This window comes from Alteromonas confluentis (assembly GCF_001757105.1).
In the GTDB taxonomy this organism is placed as follows: domain Bacteria; phylum Pseudomonadota; class Gammaproteobacteria; order Enterobacterales; family Alteromonadaceae; genus Alteromonas; species Alteromonas confluentis.
In genome coordinates this window covers 1-20,463 of record NZ_MDHN01000004.1, presented here as the reverse complement: position 1 = coordinate 20,463, position 20,463 = coordinate 1, and the positions used below count along the sequence as shown (strand labels likewise).

The following is a 20,463-nucleotide window of genomic DNA, read 5'->3' as shown; positions in this document are numbered from 1 at the left end:
CCCTTCTGTAAAGCACTTAGCGACCGCGACAGAAGGTCGTGATTTACCGAGCCATTTTTGAGGTGAAAGTTTGCCAGACATTTCTGTAAAACCCTTTGGGGCTGTGAACGGCTGTGATGTGAGTGTGTTCACGTTGCGCAATGATAACGGCATGACCGTATCGGTAACGAATTTCGGCGGTATTGTTACGGCAATCAATGTTGCTGATCGACAGGGCCATTTTACTAATGTGGTGGCCGGCCTGGATTGCGCGGAAGATTATGCCAATGATGGGGCTTTCCTTGGCGCGCTGGTAGGGCCTTACGCCAACCGCATTGCGAATGGTGCATTTGCCATCGATGGGCAGAAGTATCAACTTGAACAGAACGCAGGTACCAACAACCTTCACAGTGCCAGCGCGGGCATTAATAAGAAGGTTTGGCAGGCGACATCTTCTAGTAATGACCATACTGCAACGTTAACGCTAACTGTTGTTTGCCCCGATGGAGAAGGCGGCTTTCCTGGCGATAGGGAAATCATCGCCGAGTATTCATTAGACAATACCGATACGCTAAGTCTGGTGATGAAAGCCACGTCCACTGCCACGTCACCGTTAAGTTTAACAAGCCACGGTTATTTCAATTTAGCGGGTGAAGGCAATGTGCTTGATCATCAGGTAATGATCAACGCCGACACTTTTACCCCATTGAACGCAGACTGTGTGCCTACTGGAGAGTTACGCAGTGTGTCCGGCACGCCGTTTGATTTCAGAGCGCCGAAGACCATGGGGGAAGACATCTCAATAGCCGATGAACAACTGCAGCTAGGTTCGGGATACGACCATAACTTTGTACTCAATACCTTTGCCGAGCCTAACGCAGAGCCGGCTGCAACAGTGATTGAGAGTCAGAGTGGGCGAGTAATGACCTTATGGACAAATACGCCAGGTTTGCAATTTTATTCTGCAAACTGCCTGAGTATGGCCTCTGCCGGCTCGCAAACGTTTGTTGATGACGGTGCACTCTGTTTAGAGCCACAGGCTTTTCCAGACACACCCAATCATCCAGAATTTCCAGGCGGTTGGATTAAACCGGGGGAAGAGCACGTAACCTGGATGAAGCTTAACTTTAGCGTTCAGGATTAATCTTAGTATCGTTCCTGAGGGAGCGATATTTTTTAATAATTAGGTAAAACGTTTACCTTAATTGTAATGGCATTGGGCTGCTGCAGCGAAGCCGCAGTAAATTGCCAACAAGTTATAACCGTTCGCTTTCAGCGCCAGGTATGATTATTTTGCCAAAATAATCCGGCGCGCGAGCAATAAAGTGAGATAACTATGACTACACCTTTCGACCCTACTGACCATCCGCATCGCCGGTACAATCCAATGATTGGCGAATGGGTTCTGGTATCGCCTCATCGCGCCAAGCGGCCGTGGCAGGGGCAGAACGAGCCTCCCTCGAATGAAGTGCGTCCGTCTTATGATGAAAGTTGTTATTTATGCCCGGGCAACACCCGTGTAAATGGTGAAGTGAATCCGAAATACACCGGCACTTTCGTGTTCGGCAATGATTTTGCTGCACTCCAGCAAGATACGCCAGACGCGTCATCAGACGATCCGCTGTTCACCTTCAGTGCGGAGCAAGGTTGCAGCCGGGTTATTTGTTTCTCCCCGGATCACAGCAAAACCCTGCCAGAGCTTACCGATGAAGCACGCGTAGAAGTGGTGAAAACATGGGTGGCACAAACCGAAGAGTTAGGTAAAGACTATACCTGGGTGCAGGTGTTTGAAAACAAAGGCGCGATGATGGGCTGTTCCAACCCGCATCCTCACGGACAAGTGTGGGCCCAGCGCCATCTACCCACGTTAGCGGCAAAAAAGCAGCAGCATTTTAGCGAGTACTACACTAAGCAGGGTACAAGCATGCTGGCAGACTACGCGCGCCGCGAGGTGGAAAGCGATGAACGTGTGGTTTGTAAAAACGACGATTGGGTGGTCGTGGTTCCATATTGGGCTGCATGGCCGTTTGAAACCTTGTTATTGCCGCGCTTTGAAGCGAACTCACTGCTGTCACTGAACGACGGACAACAGCAGAGCCTGGCGCAAATCATCGGTAACATTACCACGCGCTACGATAACTTGTTTGAAACCTCGTTCCCGTATTCCATGGGCTGGCACAGTGCTCCGTTCGATGGCGAGGCGCATGCTGAGTGGGGGTTGCACGCACACTTCTTCCCACCGTTACTGCGTTCGGCGTCTGTGCGCAAGTTCATGGTGGGCTACGAAATGATGGCGGAAGCGCAACGAGACTTAACGCCAGAACAAGCCGCACAACGATTAAAAGCACAGCCAGAAGTACATTATAAAGAGACACAACGTCATGACTGAGAATACACACATTGCCTCCGCATTCGAAACCGCTTTTGGCACTGCTCCTACGGTAACAATTCAGGCGCCCGGCCGGGTGAATCTGATTGGTGAACATACCGATTACAATGGTGGTTTCGTATTTCCAGCGGCGATTAACTTTGGCACCTGGATCAGCGCATCTCCCAGAGATGACCGTGTTATCGACGTTGTTGCCCTGGATTACGATGGCGAGCGCAACCGGTTCTCCCTGGATAACATCGAACATGTGAAAGAAGCCAGCTGGTCGAACTATATTCGCGGCGTGTGCAAGGTGCTGCTGGAGGTGTTTCCGGATCTGAAAGGTGCGAATCTGGTGGTCACAGGTAACGTGCCTCAAGGCGCAGGCTTAAGTTCGTCAGCCTCGTTTGAAGTGGCCATTGTGAAAATGTTCAAGGCCCTTTACAACATCGATGTTAACGGCATTCAGGCTGCGCTGTTGGGTCAGAAAGCGGAGAATACGTTTGTGGGCTGCTCTTGCGGCATCATGGATCAATTGATCTCTGCCATGGGCAAAAAAGGGGAGGCAATGCTACTCGATTGTCGTTCACTGGCCATCCAACATACTCCCATTCCTGACAAGTATGCGATCATGATTATTAACTCAAACGTTAAGCGTGGTCTGGTAGACAGTGAATACAATGTTCGTCGTCAGCAATGCGAAGAAGCCGTTGAGATTCTTGGTGTGCAAAGCCTGCGCGATGCGCACATAGACCATTTAAACGCAGCGAAAAGCGACATGTCTGAGGTAGTTTTCAGGCGAGCCCGACACGTGATAACGGAAAACGCGCGTACTTTGGAGATGTTTGACGCGCTAAATGAAGAGCGTACCGCCGACGTTAGCAGACTAATGGCCGAGTCGCATAAGTCTATGCGTGATGACTTTGAAATTACCGTTAAACCTATTGATATTCTTGTGGAAATTATCGCCGATGTTATTGGAGAGCAGGGCGGTGTAAGGATGACAGGCGGTGGCTTTGGTGGCTGCGTAGTGGCATTGGTGCCAAAAAACTTGCTTAACCAAGTAGAAGAAATCGTTAATAAACATTATTATGCGCGCACCGGGTATACACAATCCATTTACATCTGCTCGGCTGAACAGGGGGCTTTCGCTTAACCTGTTACAAAAAATATTCAGATAAAAATAACATTCGTTGGGAAATAATATGAACATTGAGACGTTGGATATCACGGTATTTGTGATATATGTCATCGCGCTTATTGGGATCGCATGGTGGGTTTCTCGTGAGAAACAAGGCCATGAAAAAGATACCAATGATTACTTCCTTGCTGGCTCAAGCTTGCCCTGGTGGGCAATTGGGGCATCATTGATTGCAGCAAACATTTCCGCAGAGCAAATTATCGGAATGTCTGGCTCGGGTTACGAGATCGGACTAGCCATTGCTTCCTACGAATGGATGGCTGCAATCACGCTGTTAATCGTTGGTAAATACTTTCTGCCGATCTTCCTTAAGCACAAAATCTACACCATGCCGCAATTCCTGGAACAACGTTATGACCATCGCGTTCGCGTTGTCATGGCAGTATTCTGGTTAGCGGTTTACGTATTTGTAAACCTCACTGCAGTTCTGTGGCTTGGCGCGCTGGCAATTAATACCATTGCGGGCGTCGACATGATGTACGGCATGCTGTTCCTTGGCGTTTTCTCGCTCGCATACTCTTTGTACGGCGGTCTGAAAGCGGTAGCGATGACAGATATCATTCAGGTTGTACTGCTGGTATTGGGCGGGTTATTCCTGTCGTACACGGCACTGAATCTAATTGGTGACGGCAACGGTATTATCCACGGCTTCAATGAACTGACTACGCGTCTACCTGAAAAATTCGACATGATTCTGTCTGAAGACAGCCCGCACTATAAGAGCCTGCCAGGTATTTCAGTACTGATTGGTGGTATGTGGATCATGAACCTGTCTTACTGGGGCTTCAACCAGTATATCATCCAGCGTACGCTGGCAGCGAAAAGCGTAAAGGAAGCACAAAAAGGTATCGCGTTTGCTGCCTTCCTGAAACTGCTGATGCCGTTAATTGTTGTACTGCCTGGTATTGCTGCTGTACTGCTGGTACCCGATCTGAACCGTGCTGACGAAGCGTATCCATCACTGATGACGCTGATGCCAGTGGGTCTGAAAGGTCTGATTTTTGCTGCGCTGGTTGCTGCTATCGTGTCTTCACTGGCATCAATGACCAACAGTGTGTCAACTATCTTCACCATGGACTTCTACAAGCCAAGAAATCCTGATAAGTCACAGAATCACTATGTAAAAGTGGGTCGTATTGTGAGCCTGATTTCTCTGATAATCGCTATGCTTGTGGCTAAACCACTGCTGGGTAACTTTGACCAGGCGTTCCAGTACATTCAGGAATTCACCGGGTTCTTCACGCCGGGCATCGTAGCGCTGTTTGCGTTAGGTATGTTCTGGAAGAAAACCACGGCTAACGGTGGTTTGATTGCTGCTCTGGGTTCATTCTTCCTGAGCCTGGCCGGTCGTTCGTTCTTCCCGGATGTGCCGTTTATCGACCGTGTAGGCATTGTTTTCCTGCTGTGTGTGGCACTGGCAGTTATCGTGTCACTGGCCGAGAAGAAAGGCGACCATGAAAATGCGATTGAGCTGGGTGAAGTGAGCTTTGCTACCACTTCAGGCTTCAACATTGCAGCCGTTGCCATCGCTATCGTAACTGCAGCGTTCTATATCACTTGGTGGTAAGCGAACACCGGTTACAAGTAATCTGAAAAGACCGCCTCCGGGCGGTTTTTTTATTGGCCGTCGATTTATTTTATTTCAAGGGCTTAGGGCATCGATTAATGCTCTGTTAATGTAATCTGGTTATTTGATTTACATACTGTAATGTTCTCTAGTGATCTCCTTCCTAAGCCCATGCGGTAGCGACTAGTAGTACCTTTTTCCACCTTGCTACTTTACGAGGTCGCTATGTCACGATTACGCCGCTTATTCATTCCTGCAATGCTTTGTACATCTGTTGTCTGTTCGTCTGTTGTCAGTGCAGAGGCGATAAGTACAGAGCAGCCATCAATGAACCTGAGCGCGTTAATCGAATCGGTAAACATCACCATGGCAGGCGCTGACGAGACAACATCGAACAACCTTCAGTACCGCAAGGTCGGAGACAGCGAATGGCTTGATGCCAATGGTTTATATTACGACCCTGTAGGCGAGCAGCTTTCCGGTGCCATTGTACGACTCACGCCTGCCACCGCTTATGAAGTAAAATTGAGCGTGCAGGATAACGACGGCGAACACAGCATAGTTGAAACGGTGACTACCCGTGCCAACAAACCGCCCATAGATCCGGACAAAATCTATAACCTGAAAGACATTTACGACGGTGGCGTGCTGAATGTTGAAGCGCTGGGTATCGAGGGCAGCGAAGATGGCTGGGCAATGATTAAAGGGGACAAAGCCACTCCCATAATCGCCGGTGACGATGCGAAACAAGCAATTTGGCTGGGAGCCCAGAGCTACGTTTACTTTGAGGATATTGTCATTGAGCAGGGCGGCGATTTAGGCTTTTTCGCTGAAGAAGCGCACCATATTTGGGTAAATGGGTGTGATATTTCGAATTGGGGCCGGGAAGCCGCTGGCTACGATCGTGGTCGTGCTTATGATCACGACGGTCGTCGTATTAATCACGATTCCGCGTTTTATTTACGCCGAACCGGTGTGGTTACCATCGAGAATTGTTACGTGCACGATCCGGTGCTGAGCGCCAACCACTGGGGCTATGGCCACCCTAAGGGTTCAAATGCTTTTATTGCATTTGCAAATCACCCGGACGAAGCATTTCAAGGCCAAATAATTTTGCGCAACAACACCTTCATGGGTAGCGACAGCGTAAGGTTCAACGATGTGGTGGAAAGCCGATATAACTTGTCTGAAGTGGGCGGGTTCATTCGCGACTCCGCCATATACAACAACCGCTTTGCCTACGCTAACGATGACATCATCGAACTCGACGGTAGTCAGCACAATGTTCTGGTGTACAACAACGAATTCTCCCATGCCTACGGGGGGATCAGTGTTGCGCCGAACCGGCAGGGTCCAAGCTATATATTTAATAATACCATTCGCAAGATGGGCGATGAACGGGGCGAGATGTGGGCATCACTCAAAGCGGGTGGTTTAAGTTCCAATCCCGAAGGCCAGGTGAACTTTTTCAATAACTATGTGATTTCCGAGCGTAACGGCATCACAGCCTCGAATGTGGAAGGGGATAACAGTTTCTGGGTGAATGCTATCAATAACGTATTACTCAGCAACAACCCCAGCGAAAACAGTGGTTTTGGTGTGTGGGACCCACAGCGCGGCTACCGCAGCCGCTTTATTAATAATTATTCGTTTAATCTAGAAGATGGCGAGGTTAGGGATAATGCCGATATCTCCGAGCCTTTTTATGATGATTCACTTGTTAATCAAGATGTCGCCGTCGAGCTAAAAACACAGCCCGCGCCAAAAACGCTGCCCGTACCTGAAACAGACCGCATCCCAAATTTTTCCGTTGGTGGTGAACAACTCGTGGTGGGGATTACCGACGAAGACGTGGGCGCCTTTCATTATCGAAGAGCACCAGTCGCCGGTGCCATAGATTTCAACACTGCTTCGCTGCAAAGCTATGGTTCGCAGAACCAGAAGAACGCGTTTACCCCGTGGCACAATGAATTAAGCCTGGAGGGCAACACATGGCTTTCCTTGGAAGGCGAATATCAGATAACTGAAAACTCGGTTCTGGACGCAACCGTTTATGGCGAGGGCAATCCTGAGTTGGCCGGTATAGGCTTCGATAACGATGAACGTATCGCTGATGATGAGCTGATCGCTTTCTATGGCACACAGTCTTTTGGCATACCGGTATCGGGCTATGAAAGTGGCGCACGTCAGAAGCGCTTTTCTTTGCCGGTAGGGCAATTGCTAAAACACGGTGAGTACTCGAATATGGTTTTCGCCCTCGACGATGACGCACCTTCAGCACCAGAATTACCGCTGCTGTCGTTAACCAATGTGCGACTTTATGATGCGCTTAACTTTACTCAGAACACAGTGTCAGCCTACGACGTTAAACAAGACAGCGCAGAGACCAGCAACGCCGAAGTGAGTAACGACGGGCTTTCACTTACGTTATCTGGCAATGCGTGGAAACGTGTGGAAGGCGATTTCAATGTTGAAGCCGATTCTGTATTGGTGGCTCAGGTTCGACTGTCAGGTACCGTGGAGATAGCGGGCTTGGGCTTTGACACCAATAATTCCCAAAATGAGAAGGCCGTGTTGTCGTTTGGTGGTAGTCAAAACTACGGGCTGAATGCCGAAAACGTGACAGCCACTGACGGCTGGCAGCGAATTGAGATCCCGGTGGGCGAACTGATGAATCACGGCGCTTACCGTTATATGACTTTCATTGCCGACAACGATGCAGCGCCAGAAGCCGGGCAAGTGGAATTCCGTCACGTGAGCCTGTTTACGCCAGATTAAGCCCCTGAGCGTGAGCAACCTGCTGTAGCGTAATACACCGACCAAGCGAAAACTCGTCAAAGGTGCAGTTTCCTTACGCTTCTCCCATGCTACTCTTGCGGCTATCAGAATGTGGCTGAAATCAGGAAAACTGAGCGCTGAGAATGGCTTAATCGCGTTGGTGAAAATTATCCCTCAGTTGCTGAAAAAAATCAGGTATACTGGCCCACTATCGCAATTTATGGCGCGAAATTTTTGATAACCGTTCGAGCGACTTTAACCGCTCAGAGTCCGTAAAATAACGCTTTAAATGCACCAAGTTACAGAATAAGACAGAGTTTACAGGAGACATCGATGGCAACGAGAGGCGTCAACAAAGTCATTTTGGTAGGAAACCTCGGGAACGATCCTGAAGTACGTTACATGCCAAATGGAAACGCCGTGGCAAACCTGAGTCTGGCGACCAGTGAAAGCTGGAAAGATCAGCAAGGTCAGATGCAGGAGCGTACAGAGTGGCATCGGTTAACCATGTACCGTCGACTGGCAGAAATTGCTGGTGAGTACCTGAAGAAAGGCTCACAAATTTACGTGGAAGGTAAACTGCAAACCCGTAAATGGCAGGATCAACAAGGCCAGGATCGCTACACCACAGAAATCATTGTCGACCAGATGCAAATGCTGGGCGGCCGCGAAGGTGGTGGTCAGGGCGGACAAGGTGGCGGTGGCTACCAGCAACGTCCACAAGGTAACCAGGGCGGCCAACAAGGCGGCGGTTACGGCAATAATAATCAGGGCGGTGGTTATCAGCAGGGTCCACAAGGCAACCAAGGTGGCGGCTTCGGCGGCAATCAGGGTGGAAACCAGCAAGGCGGCAATAAGCCCCCAATGGCTGAGCCTGACTTCGATTTTGATGATGATATTCCGTTCTAGGATTATCTGTTTCATATACAAGAAACCCGCTGCTACAGCGGGTTTTTTATGCTTATAAGAAAATGTTCCGGCACTTCTCTAGACAGATTACGACAGGTCAGATGAACGGCTCAGCGCTTCAATATTCCTCATCACCATTTGCACTGCATAAACGGCATGGTCATCGAGCTCTTTAGCCGATGGCCTGTAGTTGATGAGCAGCAAGCAGCGGGTGTGCATTTCACCTCGCAGCAACGACATGAACATCGCACCAAAACGGTCGGCTTGTTCGTTTGTCAGTGTGTTGCAGTGTGAATGGATAAAATCGGTGAACAGTGCATGGGTGGTTCTCGGCCCGATGTCGAGGAAGTTACTTGCCAATTCAGGAAAGCGGGATGCTTCGGAAACCATTACCCGGTAAAAAGCCAGCGTATCGGGGTCAACTAAAACATCCAGATAAGCCCGGCCCATACTGTATAAGCCTTTCTCCAGCGATTTGGTTTCTGGCAGAATTTCAGTAAAGACTTCTCTGAAGACTTTGCATTCTTGTTCAATTACCGCAGCAAATAAACTTTCTTTGGTACCGTAGCAATTGTAGAGGGTTGCTTTAGATACACCCGATTCCTTTTGCACCATGTCGGTAGTGGTGTTGCTGAAGCCATATGTCAGAAACAGCTTTCTGGCGGCGGCAAGCACGGCCTCTACTTTTTCCGGTCGCGGATTCCGTCCCGCACGGGTGCTCTGATGCATAATGCTTCCTACTGATTTTCTTCGTCGGTGTAGCCGTAATCTACCGGGTGCTGCGTGTAAAACAGTCGTGCGCCGGTCGCTTTTATCGCGGCCATCAGTTCGTCTCGTTCAGATTCGGATACTACCATAGTTATTTGTACGGGTTGATCATACGAGTCGTACATATTGGTGGCGTGGAACTCACCATGGTGGCCGAAACTGGAAATCGAACCATTCACCGTGGCTCCGGATAAATTCATTCTCTTCGCACTGGCCATTAGCCATTCGGCAACGGTGCTGTCTTCCAAAGTACGCCCTTGGGTAGTGCAAAACGTGATGACGATACCTTTCATCTTCTTTCTCCAAATATGGCCGCGCTGTTAACGCGGCAATCCATTTAAATAACCTGTACGTCTACGATGGCAGACATGCCCACCCGCAGGTACGACTGCTGTTCTGGCGTGGCATCAAACTGAATGCGCACCGGCAATCGCTGTACAATTTTGGTGAAGTTGCCCGTGGCATTTATCGGATCGACCGGCGAATAGCTGGCGCCTGAGGCCGGAGCAAAGGTCTCGATGGTGCCATGGAAAACTTCACCCGGTAGTGAGTCAAAGGTAATCGAAACCGGATCGCCCACTTTCATGTGCGCAACCTGTGTTTCCCGGAAATGAGCTTCAATAAAGAGATCGTCTTTAGGCACCAACATCAGTGCACGCTCGCCAGCATGAACATAACCGCCCACACGCACATCTCGCTGTGAAACCACGCCGTCTGATGGCGCAGTGACGCGAGTATATGAGAGGTTTAGCCTGGCGTTTTCTAAACGGGCATTGGCAAGTTGTGTCGCCGCATCGGCCTCGGCCAGTTGCGCGTTAATAATAGCAATGGTGTCTTGCTCGGTGGTTAGCGATAGGCGGGCAGCATCCAGCGCGGCTTGCGCCTCGATTTGGGCGGTCTGCGCATTTTCCTGATCCTGACGGGTACCGGAACCATCTTCTGCCATATTGGTGTATCGGGTTTTGTCGGCACTCGCCACATTCAAGCGCGCCGTAGCGGCATCAACACGGCTTTTGGCAATGGCGATTTTGTTTTTCTGATTCACCAGTTCTGCCTCAAGTCGAGTGTGGGTAGCCTGGGTGCGAGCCAACTCGGCCTCGGCAGCTGTTACCGCAACTTTCTGCTCGGCATTGTCCAGTTCGAATAGTACATCGCCTTGTTTAACGGCGTGATAGTCCATGGCAGATACGGTTTCTATCTGGCCGGAAATGCGGGGAGAAACTGCAGTGAAATGTGCGCGTAGATAGGCATCGTTCGTTCGCTGATCAGAAGCATCGGCTTCATCGGTGCTTAAAATTACCCAGGCCAGACCGACAACAACAATGGCTGACGCGGCAAAAACGAGGTTTTTGGTTAGTTTCATAATGATTAAGACTCTTTAGGTTTATTAACGGCGGTGTTCTGCATAACAGGCGCGGGTATGTATTGCAGGCACATAACCAGTGGTACCAGGATCAGAAATAAACCGGCGAAAAATACAAATATGTCGGAAGCGGCGATAATGGTCGCTTCCCGTGTAAACAGATTGGCGACGGCAGAGGTGACATCGGTGCCTGGCATCGCTCGCCAGCCCGACGCTTCATCCAGCATGTAAAGTTGATTAGTACGGGTACTGTCAGACAGGAATTGGCCGATTAATGCCGAGCCAGCAAGGGTACCTAGCGAGCGCAGTGTATTTATAATGCCCGACAAGAAGGGCCCTTCAGACGGCACTACCACGCTGGTGCTCATAAACAGCAAACACACGATAGCCATAGGCATGCCCAGCGCATAAAGGCACTCGATAAGGACAAACTCCTGCATTTTCCATTCATGTGTAATGAATGATGCCAGTCCGCTTGCGGTGGCCATCAGCAACAAACCAATAATGAAAATGACTCTCGCATCTACCCATTTCTGGTACAACAGAATGGCAATCACCGACCCCAGAATGAGTTGCGGAAGGCCCACAATCAGCCCCAGCGACGCAGTTTGCTCGACTTTCAGGTGATGAAGCTGCTGCAAAATAGATGCAGGAAATCCTACGGCGGTGGTCATGGCGATGAGCATGAAAAAGAAAATGATAAAGCCAATACCGATGTTTCTTTTTGCCAGTAGTTGAAAGCGCACAAAGGGAGCGGGGTGAAACCATTCAGAAATACCGAACAGCAGCAGCAAGCCCGAGCCAGCAAAGAAGGCAGCTTGAATAACCGGAGAGTTAAACCAATCGAGTCGGCTGCCCTGTCCAATGCCGATGGCAAGACAAATCAATCCGCTCACGCCGATCACCAGGCCCATCCAGTTCGCCTGTTTAAGACGGGGCAGTGCGGGCGGCATTTTGGGAATGCCGTAATACACCAGGCCAGCTGAGAGTAATCCCAGCGGCACCACCTCCCAAAAGATCCAGCGCCAGTCGTGAAGATTCGAAATAATGGCGCCAGTTAGCCAAAGCGCCACATTTGGCGAAAAGGTGGCAGTAAGGGCGTAAAGTGCAAGCCCGTGAAGTCTGATTGGCGGCGGTAAAAAGCGCAGCGCAGACATCATCAGCAAGGGGATCAGTGCGCCAGAGAAAATGCCTTGCAGCAGACGCGCCGCGTACATCGCACATGGGTGATGAATGAAAGGCAGAAATATGCCAATCACTATCACACCGGCTAGCATGGCAATATGAAAACGCCGCAGTGAGAAGGTGATCGCAAACCAACTGGCAAATGGCATGGCTGCCAATTCTCCCGCGGAATACAGCGTGTCCATCCAACTGGCGATATCGTGGCTCATGTGCATCGCTCCTTGCACATCGAGCAAGGCTAAGCCGACTATCCGGCTGTTCAATCCGGAGAGCATGGCGGCCAGCAGAATACCCAGCAGCCCCATGGCCAGCCTGAAGTCAAAGACGGGTCCTTGTGGTACCGCTTTACTCATTAATTGTGTCCTGCATAGCCAGATGTTCGCTCTGCTCACCCGACGGGGCTTCCAACCAGCTGCGAGTGACCGCGCGTTGCAGCGCTACCACATTCAGCTTAAATTGGGTGTCGTCCATTAAATAGCGTTGTTTTGCATTCAGGCGAGCGAGATTCGCTTCCACCACTTGCAAACGACTGGCTGCACCCTGTGACAACTGATTCAAGGCGGAATTCACCACCTGGTCCCAACTATCAAGGGCTTCGGACTGGGTTTCCCGGCGCAGTTTCGACTGCTTGTAGGCAGATAGTGCGTTGTCTACTTCATGCCAGGCACGCAACACCGTGTCCCGGTAGGAAATGGCAGCCTGTTGCTGACGTACTTCGGTGAGTTCCAGATTCTTCTGCAGTGCGCCGCCATCAAAAATAGGTAGATGAAAAGCGGGGCCAATCATGAAATTACGAGAGTTCCAGGTAGCGGCCTCCGGTAAGGTAAAGGCCTGAAACCCAAAGCTGCCATCCAGACTCACTCGGGGATAGAAGTTCGCTTCAGCGGCATCGATGGTGGATATGGCGGCACGCAGGCGAGCTTCCGCCGCCAGAATATCTGGCCGGTGGTGCACGGCTTCAGAGGGAATGCCTATGTTAACTTGTTCAGGTACGTTAATGGGGTCACTGTTGAGCTCGATGTGCAGTTCGCCCGGCACTTTGCCGGTGAGGTAGGCAAGACGGTTGCGTAATGTGCGCTCTTGCTGCACCAGTGTGGGCAGAATGCTCTTACTCGAAAGTAACGCGGCGCGCACGCTGTCTACCGCGGTTTGCGCGGCTGCACCGTTGCGACGGCGACTTTCTGTATAGATTAACTCTTCAGCGAGTAAATTGACCCGCTCAGTGGCTACGTCTTGCATGAACAAGGTGTTCTGCAGCTCCAGATAAGCATCCACAATTTCAGCTGATAACGAAATGCGCACCACATCGGTGGCGTACATCTGAGCGTTAATTGTCTCGCTGGCCGCTTCCTGAAGTTTCTCCTCGTACCCCCATAAATCTAATTCCCAACTGGCAGCCAGGCCAGTATCCCACAGGGAAAATCCGGAACTGGGCGCGCCCAGTAAGGCTAGTGGCGAGTTCGCGCTGATAGCCTGGCGGTCGTAGCCGCCGTGTAAATCCAGTTTCAGCGCATCGTTCGACTCAAGCAGGCCCAGATTTATCTGTGATGCTTTCACCCGGCTCAAAGCGAGTTGCAAGTTATTGTTATAACGCAGTGCATCGTTAACCAGCGCATTTAGCTGCGCATCATTGAACATTGTCCACCATTGCTGTTTGGCACTGGCGTTGGAAAGTCCGTTGTATTGCGTTAGATCCACTTCTACGTCTGACGGAGTTGCGTCTGCCTGGCTCACTATTTCAGAGCGATGGGCACAGCCGGTTAAGGAAAGAAGCAATGTCAGGGTGAGAAGGGATGTGGAGAAGGCTTTCATACACTCCCTTAGGTATAAAATTAAAGTAACATCCAAACTGTACTGAACGGTTTAGTTTTATTCAAGGTTGAATTATCTGACTTGCGCTAAGTGGAGGATTAATTCCGTTTTGCTGCGACACCGTCGAGAGTATTTTCGATATTTCACAATAAATTTACCGTCAGCCTGCTGTCAGCTAAATATGTAATGGTTTGTGTCAGAATCGGCTCGTCGCACGTGAAAGCGTCTGAACGGCTGGTAAATTGGTTTACTTTCTGGCCGGTGCTATATTGGCAAAAAACAACAAGATCACATCATTATGAATCCAAAATCGCTGTTTAAAATCTCCTGTGTTGCAGCCGCAGTAGGGCTGCTCGCATCCTGTTCTCAAACACCCACGGCAAAAACTAAAGCAACAACCGCCACCGTGGCAGAAGATACCGCCTTTTCTGTTAATTATGAAAAGTTCACCTTAAACAACGGACTGGAAGTGGTGCTTCACCAGGACCACTCTGACCCAATTACCGCCGTTGCGCTCACCTTCCACGTTGGCTCTGCCCGTGAGCTGGAAGGCCGAACCGGCTTTGCCCATTTGTTCGAGCATTTGTTGTTTCTGGAGTCTGAGAACTTAGGTAAAGGCGGCTTGGATAAGATGAGTTCACGCATTGGTGGCTCTGGCGCTAACGGATCTACCAGCCGTGACCGAACCAACTATTTCCAAACTGTGCCTAATGACGCGCTGGAAAAGATGATTTGGGCAGAAGCCGATAAGCTGGGTTATTTCATTAACACGGTGACCGACGCGGTTCTGGCAAAAGAAAAGCAGGTAGTAAAGAACGAGAAGCGTCAGGGCGTAGATAACCAGCCTTATGGTCATGCCCGCTATGTGATTGGCAAAAACCTGTACCCGGAAAGTCACCCTTACAATTGGCAGGTTATCGGCTCGCTGGAAGACCTGCAGAATGCCACCTTGCAGGATGTAAAAGACTTCTACAACAAATGGTATGTGCCGAACAACGCAACGCTGGTAATTGCCGGCGATTTCGACCCGCAGCAAGCAAAAGCCTGGGTACACAAATATTTCGATGAGATTCCTCGTGGCGACGATATTAAACCACTGGAAGAACGTCCGTCTGATCTCGAAGAAATCAAAAAGCGCTTTTACGAAGATAACTTCGCAAGATTACCAGAGCTTAGAATGGTATGGCCTGGCGTAGCGAATTTTGAAGATGACGCTTATGCGCTGCAAATTCTCGGTGAATTGCTGGCTGGCAGTAAAGAATCGCCTCTGCAAAAAGTGCTGGTGGATGAGAAAGAGCTGACCAGTGATGTGTATTTTTATAACAGTACTTCTGAAATTGCCGGCGAAGTGAATCTGATCACCCGCGCATATCCTGGTACCGACCTCGATGATGTGCAGGCAGCCGTGAATGAAGCCTTTGCCCGATTTGAAAAAGACGGTTTCAGTGATGATGAGCTGAAACGCGTAAAAGCCGGACTGGAAACCGAATTTTACAACGGGTTGTCAGATGTATTGGGCAAGGCCTTCCAGCTGGCGCAGTATAATATTTTCGCCGGCGACCCGGGTTATATTAATGAAGATCTGCAAAAGTCCCTGGCAGTAACCCGCGAAGACATCATGCGGGTATATAACACCTACATTAAAGGCCAGCCGTTTGTTGCAACGAGTTTTGTGCCGAAAGGCGAACAGGAACTGGCATTAGCAGGCTCTGCCCCAGCGCAGGTTGAAGAAGAAGTCATTGTGGCGAATGGTCGCGGTGAAGACTTTGAATTACCCGCAGAAACTGAATATGCCCGTACGCCATCGAGTTTCGATCGCAGTGTTGAGCCTGCCTATGGTAAAGCGCCGGTTCCGGCCATTCCTGATGTGTGGCAAACCCAATTACAAAACGGTATGGCGGTATCGGGAATTAATAATACCGAACTACCGCTGGTGGAATTCGCCCTTACCATTAAAGGCGGTCACCTGCTCGAAACGGCGGAGAAATCAGGAACTGCAAATCTGCTGGCCGAATTGCTTACCCGCGGTACGGCAACGAAGACACCGGAACAACTGCAAAAAGCCATCGACATGCTGGGTGCCAGTATTCATGCCGGTGCAAGCAGTGACAGCTTCACTATTTCCGGTACAACCTTATCTCACAACTACGCAGAAACCATGGCACTGGTTACCGAATTGTTGTTGGAGCCCCGTTGGGATGTGCGTGAATTTGAACTGGCAAAACAAAGCACACTGAGCACGCTTGCGCAGCAAAAAGCAGAGCCAAACGCCATTGCCAGCATTGAGTTTATGAAGCTGCTTTACGGTGAAGACAGTATTTTGTCGATTCCCGCAACAGGCACCGAGGCGTCAGTAAACAATGTGACCATGACAGATCTCAAAACATACTATGAGAACTACCTCACACCGTCGGTTGCTGACTTCCTCATTGTGGGTGATGTGAAACAACAGCAAGTCACTGAGTCGCTGACAGAACTGACCGCGAAATGGAAAGCGAAACAAGTAGCCCTGCCAGACTTCGGCACACCGGCTAAACCCGACGCCTCAAAAGTGTATTTCTATGACGTGCCAGGTGCTAAGCAATCTGTGCTGCGTTTTGGTTACCTGGCTCTGGCAGAAACCGATGCAGACTTCTACCCGGCAACAGTAATGAATTACAAACTCGGCGGTGGTGGTTTCGCGTCGCGTCTTACTCAGGCACTGCGTGAAGGCAAGGGTTACACCTACGGCATTCGCTCTGGTTTCCAGGGTTCAGACCGGGTAGGTCCGTTCCAGATTTCCAGTGGCGTGCGTACTAACGTTACTTACGAGTCTGCTGCGTTGGTAAAGGAAATTCTTGAAGACTATCCTGCGTCGTTCACAGAAGAAGACCTGGCTAACACCAAAAGCTTCATGGAAAAGAGCACAGCGCGCCAGTTTGAAACTTATGGCGCTAAACTGAACCTGTTAGAGAAGGTGACTGATTACGGCTGGGAACCGGGATACGTGAACCAGCGTCTGGAAACAGTGAAAGGCATGACAGTTGAAGAGATCAAACGTCTGGCAAACACCTATGCCGACCCTGAGCACATGATTTGGTTGGTGGTAGGCGATGCAGAAACGCAATTACCACGGCTGAATGATTTAGGCTTTGGTGAACCTGTGTTGCTGAATCCGGCAGAATAAGTCGCAAAAATAAGAAGCTCGCCAACTGGCGAGCTTTTTTAATACTGTAGAACTGAGCGCTGCTTTAAACGCTTAGAACGCATAATCGACAACAAACACATCATCTAGAATATCCAGTTCGCCAAGTAAATCGGTAAAGCGCTTGTGGTCAGGGTGGGGCAGGTAAGCCTCTCGGGCCGCAACATCGGTGAAAGTCAGTTGGTATACGTGGGTAAATCCCTTGTTCAGACCTTCAGGGCTGTTATTCACCCCCATCTCAAAAGACAAGATCCCAGGGATTTTCTCTGGCAGTTGGCTGAATGCCTGATTGATTCTTTCTATCTCTGACGGATCAGCGCCATCTTTATATTTAAATACCACAATATGACGAACCTGAGATTCATCGGCAGAAACAGTCGTTGTAAAAGCAGTCATGAGCAGGCACCAGCAAAGTAGTAAGTTTTTCATTAAAGTTCCAAGGTTGTCAGATTATCGCGTTTCAGGCATACCCCGGAGCAGCGACATTTTTTGTTAATGGTACGGAAAGTAAAGTAACAAAAAACAGCAAAGAAAGTCGCATAATTTTACTGCAGGATTACCTCTTTAAGCTGTTCCAAATTTAATTCAATCGAAGCGAAAAATTCACTTTACTTTGCCGGCGAACGAGCATAAATTCGCGCCCGATTCCACAGCGTGTGGTATCGCTGTGGGCAGTGTCTGTGCTGTCTTTGCGCTCGTATTCCAGAGTTTCTAAAAACATGATTGATGCTGCTGTCGGCACCCGCTCGAATAGTCCCCTTGTGCCCGTGATTGGGTTATCTTTTTTTGCTGTCGCCTCCGGCTTTCTAATGACGCTGATCCCGCTGTCGTTAGCAGACTATCAACTTGATGCTGAATTGGCTCCCTGGCTTGCCAGTGTGTTTTATCTCGGGTTGCTAATTGGTGCATTTTTCATTGAGCGTATAGTTGCACATGTGGGTCACCGTAAGGCTTTTATCGCCTTTCTCGCACTTCTTACATTCACTGTGTTACTGCAGGTTGCAGCCCCTGGCGCGGTTGTCTGGTTGCTTGCGCGACTAATCGCAGGCATGGCTGTGGCTGGCGTGTTCGTTGTGGTGGAGTCTTGGCTACTGATGGCTAATACGCCGAAAGCACGGGCCAAACGACTCGGCCTGTATATGACGTCGTTGTACGGTGGTAGTGCGGTTGGGCAACTTGCTATCAAACCTTTGGGAACAGAAGGACCCGTGCCTTACTTTTTCGTTGCAGGCTTGTTGATTGTGGCGTTAATGGTGCCGCTGCTTATCAAAAAAGGCCAACCAGATGGGCACCATTCCCAGAAACTCAAACTCAGTGACTTAAAGAATTTAAGTCAACCGGCGGTAATGGGCTGTCTGGTATCAGGGCTGGTATTGGGGCCGATTTATGGCTTAATGCCATTGTATATTGCTCAAACTGATGCGGCGCCAAAAACCGGATTACTGATGGCGGTGATTATTCTTGGTGGTATGGCAGTGCAACCATTAGTCAGTTACCTGTCGCCTCGAATGAGTAAAAGTTTACTGATGGCCTTATTCTGTCTTTTCGGATCGCTAAGTATTGTCGGCGTAATGAATGCAGAAGTGCTACCTCTCATGATTGCCAGCTACATGCTGTTGGGCGCGTGCAGCTTTGCTTTGTATCCGGTGGCGATTACGCTAGCCTGCGATAAGCTAGAGGTGAGTAAAATCGTTTCTGCTACCGAAATCATGTTACTCAGCTACAGCTTTGGCTCTGTACTCGGCCCGCTGTTTGCTGCACTACTTTCAGATTCAGCCGACGGATTACCGATGTACCTTGGCGTTTGTCTGTTCGCCACCTGTATTTACATGCTAATCAAAAGCAGCCGCAAAATTTCGACCACCGACACACCCATCGCCGGGCTGTAGGGCGGGCATTGAATGTTCGGCTGTGTCCGGCATTGAGGAGAGGAAACGCAGACTAAACACGGCGTAAACCCATATATGGACACCTGGTGCAAGTGAATAGCTTCACCAGGGCTATATTTTTTCAGTTTTAAATAACAGATATTACGCTGCTGTCGTATATCCGGCCTGTTAATGGGAGCTTCATATGTCCCTGGCCCTAATGAGTACCGCGCCAGACTTGCTCTTATCATCCCTCCGACATCATGTGTCATGGGTTCACTCAGCGTTGGGTCTGGCCCGGCGTAACCTGTTATTTCATTACTGTTTTATCTACAACGTTTTGGTGAGATTTATCTTACATTCCCTTCAACTCGAAGGGCGCTTGTTTTGCTAGCACCGCCCAGAGGATGCGAGCCAGTTTGTTTGCCAGAGCGACGGCAGCTTTATGTTTTCCACTTCGTATAATCACTTGCTCGACCCAACGAGATAACCGGTCATCCGCATTCTTGCTGTGCCTTATGATGGACCAGGCTCCCTGCACAAGTAACTTTCTGAGATATCGGTTACCTCGTTTGGTGATGCCACCCAGTTTTTGTTTACCGCCACTGGAGTATTCTCTGGGGACTAAGCCCAGGCACGCTGCATATTGGCGACCATTCTTGTACTGTGACGGGTCTCCCATGTGCGCCACGGCGGCAGTCGCCGTTATAATACCGACCCCTTTAATCGTCATGGCTAACTCTGCAGCTGGCGAGGTGCGGGCCTGTTCCCGAATAATCTTTTCCTGCTGATGAATCGCGTCATCAAGATAGCGCCATTCCTCCATCATCAAGTTGAAATTACGACGTGCCGCTGTGGTCAGCGTGTTTTCCGCATCTTCGAGGATGAACGGCAGCATTTCTTTCACACGCTCAATGCCTTGAGGCATGTTGATGCCGTATTCTCTCAACAGCCCGCGAAGCTGATTGACGATGTTGGTTCTGGCCGCTACCTGACGCTCACGAATGTTATGCGTAATAGAAAGGTCTGTTTGCTCAACGGTTTTAGGTGAAACAAAACGCATGCTTGGACGCATGGCTGCTTCTGCAATCGCAAAGGCATCATTGCGGTCATTTTTATTTCCTTTAACGAAGGGTTTTACATGCCGTGTTGGAATAATGCGCACATTGAACCCGTGCGCCTGTAGCGTTCTGCCAAGGTAATTCGAACCACCACAAGCTTCCATCGCTACAGTGACACCCGGGTGATATTTAATGAGGAAAGGAAGTAACTTATCGCTCTTGATAGGGCGGTTGAACTGCGGCTTACAGGCCTGATTGACACCACAGACCTGATAAATATTTTTTGCCAAATCGATGCTAATTAGCGTAACGTTCATGGTGGACACCTTTTGTTTTGATTGTTGCTTCGAAAACTCAATCATGGCGCATTATGACGCCGTATCAACATTAGGTGTCCATCTCATCATCCATGGGGCCTCG

General features: G+C 49.7%; 15 protein-coding genes. 8 read left to right on the top strand and 7 right to left on the bottom strand.

The genetic code is table 11. The features are described 5' to 3' along the window. The first annotated feature begins 70 nt into the window (after positions 1-70). The 6 genes from BFC18_RS01030 to ssb all read left to right on the top strand — a co-directional run bounded on the left by BFC18_RS01030 (position 71) and on the right by ssb (position 8,802). The gene (locus BFC18_RS01030) at positions 71-1,123 is read left to right on the top strand and encodes an aldose epimerase family protein (protein ID WP_070123339.1); all 1,053 of its coding nucleotides are present in this window, start codon (positions 71-73) and stop codon (positions 1,121-1,123) included. A gap of 192 nt (positions 1,124-1,315) precedes the next feature. Further along, the gene (locus BFC18_RS01025; RefSeq protein ID WP_070123338.1) at positions 1,316-2,368 is read left to right on the top strand and encodes a UDP-glucose--hexose-1-phosphate uridylyltransferase; all 1,053 of its coding nucleotides are present in this window, start codon (positions 1,316-1,318) and stop codon (positions 2,366-2,368) included. Beyond that, a complete protein-coding gene (gene galK / locus BFC18_RS01020) occupies positions 2,361-3,503 on the top strand; it encodes a galactokinase (protein WP_070123337.1) in 1,143 nt (380 codons plus the stop codon). The genes BFC18_RS01025 and galK overlap by 8 nt, the downstream gene beginning before the upstream one ends. Positions 3,504-3,552: 49 nt before the next feature. Continuing rightward, a complete protein-coding gene (locus BFC18_RS01015; RefSeq protein ID WP_070123336.1) occupies positions 3,553-5,115 on the top strand; it encodes a sodium/sugar symporter in 1,563 nt (520 codons plus the stop codon). Between the two features lie 225 nt (positions 5,116-5,340). After that, complete coding sequence (locus BFC18_RS01010) at positions 5,341-7,893, top strand: right-handed parallel beta-helix repeat-containing protein (RefSeq protein ID WP_139138920.1); 2,553 nt, start codon at positions 5,341-5,343, stop codon at positions 7,891-7,893. Between the two features lie 333 nt (positions 7,894-8,226). Continuing rightward, positions 8,227-8,802: a single-stranded DNA-binding protein gene (gene ssb, locus BFC18_RS01005; RefSeq protein WP_070123334.1), complete on the top strand. Its 576-nt coding sequence runs from the start codon at positions 8,227-8,229 to the stop codon at positions 8,800-8,802. An 87-nt stretch (positions 8,803-8,889) separates the two neighbouring features. Here ssb and BFC18_RS01000 read toward each other — a convergent pair whose 3' ends face one another. The 5 genes from BFC18_RS01000 to BFC18_RS00980 are packed head-to-tail and all read right to left on the bottom strand — an operon-like array spanning position 8,890 to position 13,930. Next, a complete protein-coding gene (locus BFC18_RS01000; protein ID WP_070123333.1) occupies positions 8,890-9,531 on the bottom strand; it encodes a TetR/AcrR family transcriptional regulator in 642 nt (213 codons plus the stop codon). An 8-nt stretch (positions 9,532-9,539) separates the two neighbouring features. After that, the gene (locus tag BFC18_RS00995) at positions 9,540-9,863 is read right to left on the bottom strand and encodes a DUF190 domain-containing protein (protein ID WP_070123332.1); all 324 of its coding nucleotides are present in this window, start codon (positions 9,861-9,863) and stop codon (positions 9,540-9,542) included. A gap of 44 nt (positions 9,864-9,907) precedes the next feature. Continuing rightward, positions 9,908-10,933, bottom strand: coding sequence for an HlyD family secretion protein (locus BFC18_RS00990; protein WP_070123331.1), 1,026 nt, complete (start codon positions 10,931-10,933; stop codon positions 9,908-9,910). A 5-nt stretch (positions 10,934-10,938) separates the two neighbouring features. Then, positions 10,939-12,471, bottom strand: coding sequence for an MFS transporter (locus tag BFC18_RS00985; RefSeq protein WP_070123330.1), 1,533 nt, complete (start codon positions 12,469-12,471; stop codon positions 10,939-10,941). Beyond that, positions 12,464-13,930, bottom strand: a complete 1,467-nt coding sequence (locus BFC18_RS00980; RefSeq protein WP_070123329.1) for an efflux transporter outer membrane subunit — start codon at positions 13,928-13,930, stop codon at positions 12,464-12,466. The genes BFC18_RS00985 and BFC18_RS00980 overlap by 8 nt, the downstream gene beginning before the upstream one ends. A gap of 298 nt (positions 13,931-14,228) precedes the next feature. Here BFC18_RS00980 and BFC18_RS00975 point away from each other — a divergent pair, with 298 nt between their 5' ends. Continuing rightward, positions 14,229-17,096, top strand: a complete 2,868-nt coding sequence (locus BFC18_RS00975) for a M16 family metallopeptidase (protein ID WP_070123328.1) — start codon at positions 14,229-14,231, stop codon at positions 17,094-17,096. Positions 17,097-17,168: 72 nt separating this feature from the next. Here the strand turns inward: BFC18_RS00975 and BFC18_RS00970 are convergent, their stop codons facing one another. Next, positions 17,169-17,510: a Dabb family protein gene (locus BFC18_RS00970; RefSeq protein WP_070123327.1), complete on the bottom strand. Its 342-nt coding sequence runs from the start codon at positions 17,508-17,510 to the stop codon at positions 17,169-17,171. Positions 17,511-17,833: 323 nt separating this feature from the next. Here BFC18_RS00970 and BFC18_RS00965 point away from each other — a divergent pair, with 323 nt between their 5' ends. Continuing rightward, positions 17,834-19,003, top strand: a complete 1,170-nt coding sequence (locus BFC18_RS00965) for an MFS transporter (RefSeq protein WP_070123326.1) — start codon at positions 17,834-17,836, stop codon at positions 19,001-19,003. 334 nt (positions 19,004-19,337) lie between these two features. Here BFC18_RS00965 and BFC18_RS00960 read toward each other — a convergent pair whose 3' ends face one another. After that, positions 19,338-20,360 (bottom strand): IS110 family RNA-guided transposase, encoded by a 1,023-nt coding sequence (locus BFC18_RS00960; RefSeq protein WP_070123325.1) that lies wholly within the window; start codon positions 20,358-20,360, stop codon positions 19,338-19,340. Positions 20,361-20,463: the final 103 nt, after the last annotated feature.